Annotated in this window: 3 protein-coding genes; all 3 read left to right on the top strand. The window is 66.0% G+C overall.

What is annotated here, in order from left to right; genetic code table 11:
- Positions 1-1,464: 2-oxo acid dehydrogenase subunit E2 (locus K5Q19_RS02090; RefSeq protein WP_365758091.1), on the top strand; the 1,464-nt coding region annotated here is incomplete at its 5' end.
- On the top strand, positions 1,464-1,997 hold the full coding sequence (locus tag K5Q19_RS02085) for a VOC family protein (protein ID WP_292940553.1): 534 nt from the start codon (positions 1,464-1,466) through the stop codon (positions 1,995-1,997). The genes K5Q19_RS02090 and K5Q19_RS02085, both read left to right, overlap by 1 nt.
- Before the next feature lie 11 nt (positions 1,998-2,008).
- Positions 2,009-3,019: an NADP-dependent oxidoreductase gene (locus K5Q19_RS02080; protein ID WP_292940550.1), complete on the top strand. Its 1,011-nt coding sequence runs from the start codon at positions 2,009-2,011 to the stop codon at positions 3,017-3,019.
- Positions 3,020-3,292 lie beyond the last annotated feature (273 nt).

The raw sequence follows: 3,292 nt of genomic DNA, 5'->3' as shown, positions 1-3,292 counted from the left end.
GCCGTCATGGCCGATATCCGCCCGTTCTGCATGCCCAAGTGGGGCATCGAAATGACCGAGGGCACGGTTGCCGAATGGATGGTCAAGGAAGGCGAGGCCTTCTCGCGCGGTCAGGTGATCTGCCTGATCGAGACCGACAAGATCACCAATGAAGTCGAAGCCGAATACGATGCCGTGCTGAAGCGCGTGCTCGTTCCAGCCAGCGACCAGCCGCAGCCGGTCGGCGCGCTGCTTGGCGTGTTCACCGATGCCGCCGCCACCGACGCCGAAGTCGATGCCTTTGTCGCTTCGTTCAAGCCGGCGGAAACCGGCGTTGCGGCCAAGGCCTCCAGCGCCGAAGCAGCCCCGGCTGCCGTTACGCCTGAACCGGCACCCGCCGCTGCGCCGGAGCCGAAAAAGATCATCACCAACCGGCCGATCAGCCCCGAAGCGCTAAAGCTTGCCGAAGCCCACGGTGTCGATATCGAACCGATCCAGGGCTCGGGTCGTGGTGGCCGCATCACCTATCAGGATGTCGTTCAGGCCATGCGCCCCGAGCGCGCGTTCCAGCCGCAGGGCCCGGCGGAGCTTCCGGCCGAAACCCGCGCGGTCTTCGCCTCGCCGCTCGCCGCGCGCCTCGCCGCGCAGTATGGCATCGACCTCTCCACGCTCAAGGGCACCGGCCCGCGCGGCCGTATCTCGAAGGCCGACGTGCTCGGCGCGGTGAAGCCTACCATTCCTGCATCTGGGCCCGAAGCCGCCCCGGCGCCCTTGTTCGGTTCGCCCTTCGTGGCGGTCGCCAACATGCCGGTCGTCCAGCCGTTCGACAAGGTGCGCAAGGTCGTCGCCCGCCGCCTCACCGAGGCGAAGCAGACCATTCCGCACTTCTACCTGCGCGTCTCGGCGCGGATGGATGAGCTCGTCGCGCTGCGCAAGACAGCGAATGTCGTGATGGGGACCAAGGCATCGATCAACGATTACCTCGTCAAGGCTGTGGCCATGGCGCTCGTCCGCCATCCGGATGTCAACGTGCAGGTTGCGGCGGACGCGGTGCACAGCTTCCCGCATGCCGACGTGGCGATTGCGGTCGCAAGCCCCAAGGGCCTAGTCACGCCCATCGTGCGCCAGGCCGACCGGATGCACATCGCGCAGATCGCCGCGACCACCCGCGCGCTGATCGACAAGGCGCAGGCCGGTCGCCTGAGCTTCGAGGACATGGACGGCGGCACTTTCAGCGTCTCCAACCTCGGCATGTTCGGGATCGAGGAGTTCGACGCGATCATCAATCCGCCGCAGGGCGCGATCCTCGCGGTCGGCGGGATCAACCGCGTCGCAACCGAGACGGCGGACGGTGACATTGCGTTCGAAAGCCAGATCAAGCTTTCGCTCTCGGTCGATCACCGCGCGATTGACGGTGCGGCGGGCGCGGCCTTCCTGCAGACGCTGAAGGCGCTGATCGAGGCTCCGGAATCGCTGTTCAGCTGATGAGCGGCCTGCCCATCCGGCAGGTCGCCTATTTCTGCGCTGACGTGCGCGCGGCAGCCCGTGCGCACCACGCGCTCTATGGCTCCGGCCCTTTCTTTGTGGCTGACAATATCCCTGTCGCGCGCGCGGTTCATCGGGGTGTCGAGCGGCTTCACGATCACAGCTCGGCCTACGGGCAGTGGGGCGACGTGATGGTGGAGTTCGTGCAGCAGAACAATCCCGGCCCTTCGCCTTTCCATGACCTCTACCCCGAAGGTTCGGGCCGCTACGGGCTCCACCATGTCGCCGTGTTCGTCGATGATGTGGACGCGGCGCTGGCCGCGTTCGCCGCACAAGGCGCCCCTTGCGCCATGCGTGCGGAAATGGCCGACGGCTTCGTCTATGCTTTCGCCGATACGAGCGCCGGGCTGGGCCACATGACCGAGCTTTATGCCCCGCGCCCCAGCCTCCTCGGCTTCTATGCGATGGTCGCCGATGCGGCCAGGGACGGCGCTCCGGAGCGCGATCTCATCACCACCATCCGCCTGCGCTGAAAGCTCTCGCCATGACCACCAACCGTTACTGGCAGCTCGATGCCCATCCGCAGGGCGATGATTTCGCCAGCGCGCTGTCGCTGCGCGAGGAACCGCTCCAGCTGCTGGCCGAGGGCGAAGTGCGCGTCGCCGCACAGTGGCTCTCGATGGACGCCGGCACCCGCATGTGGATGAGCCCGCGCACCGATGGCTACCAGCCGCCGCTGCCGCTGGGCTCGAAAATGTCGGGCCTCGTCATCGGTCGGATTGTCGAAACCCGCGATCCGGCTTTCCCGGAAGGCACGCTGGTGCGCGGCTTCGGGCAGTGGGCGGATTATTCGGTGGTCACCCCCGCCGTGGCTGGCCTCATGGCGCTCGACGAAAGCGTGGCCGATCTGCGCGAGCATTTCGGCGCACTGGGAATGAACGGCTGGACCGCCCTGCTCGGCGTGCGCGATACCGCGCGCATCCAGCCGGGCCAGTGGATCGCCGTTTCCGCCGCTGCCGGGTCAACGGGCAGCCTTGCCGTGCAAGTTGCACGCAATCTCGGCGCGCATGTCGTCGCCATAGCCGGTGGCCCCGCCAAGTGCGCCTACCTTACCGAGGAACTGGGTGCCGATATCGCGCTCGACTACAAGGCGGACGACATTGCCGCGCGCCTCGCCGCCGAAGTGCCCGGCGGGCTGAACGCCTATTTCGACAATGTGGGCGGGCCGATCCTCGATTGCGTCCTGCCGAACATGGCGCTCTACGGTTGCGTCGCCGTCTGCGGACTTGTCGCCGCTTACGATGCGGACAAGCCGCTGCCCGGCCCGGCCCGCTACGATCAGGTGCTGATGAAACGGCTGCGCATCGAGGGCTTTTTCGTGCCCGATCATTTCCACCGCGCCGAGGAGTTCATTCCCCCCTTGCGCCAGTGGCACGACGAAGGCCGCATAGCCAGCCGGTTCGATGAAACCCCCGGCCTCGAAAACACGCTCGCCGCCTATGCAAAGATGCTGAGCGGCGGCGCTATCGGCAAAGTGCTGGTGAAGGTGGCGTAGTCCCTCCCCTCCCGCCTGCGGGAGGGGTCGGGGGTGGGCTTGTTGGCCACTCAAGCAGGCCGACACAAGATTGCAACGTCGGCCCGGACTTGATCCGGGCCTTGGCTTTCTTCTTTCGGGCGCCGCGTAGGAAGGAAAGCCTAACCCCGTGTCAAGCACGGGGTGACGGAAAGAGATACGCAAACGTCAGCGAAACCTAGACTCGTTTTCAGATTGATTGAATCGCGAGGGATTCCCAAGCGTCGCTGTTTCTGATTCAACCTGCTGGCTGGG

Origin of the sequence: Novosphingobium sp. (assembly GCF_019748365.1) — a bacterium.
In the GTDB taxonomy this organism is placed as follows: domain Bacteria; phylum Pseudomonadota; class Alphaproteobacteria; order Sphingomonadales; family Sphingomonadaceae; genus Novosphingobium.
This window is presented reverse-complemented; position numbering and strand designations above follow the sequence as displayed.